Source organism: Acidovorax sp. Q11 (genome assembly GCF_054950075.1).
In genome coordinates, this window is the sequence record NZ_JBUDZG010000125.1 from 1 (window position 1) to 258 (window position 258).

A 258-nucleotide genomic window follows, 5' to 3' on the forward strand; every position below is an offset into this window, starting at 1 on the left:
CGGCAACAGGTGTGCCATCTGCGGCCTTGGTGACAGTGCCAAGAATGCGGCAGTCCGCAGTCCCGCCAGGGCCACCTGCGGTGCTGAGCACCAGGCTTGGGGAGAAGTTCACCGTCTGGCCTGCCAGCACGTTGGCCTGCCCGGTGGCGTCAAAGTACCCCGTCCGGCTGGCCTTCAGGGTGATGGCCCCTGGCACCACACCATTGATCAGGTACAGCCCGTTGGCATCGGTTGTGCCCGTCATGGCCTGACCGGTGA

Annotated in this window: 1 protein-coding gene; it reads right to left on the minus strand. The window is 65.5% G+C overall.

Going from position 1 to position 258, the window contains the following annotated elements; genetic code table 11:
- On the minus strand, positions 1-244 hold a 244-nt coding region (locus tag ACYZGB_RS22970), incomplete at its 3' end, for a peptidase associated/transthyretin-like domain-containing protein (RefSeq protein WP_462391298.1).
- Positions 245-258 lie beyond the last annotated feature (14 nt).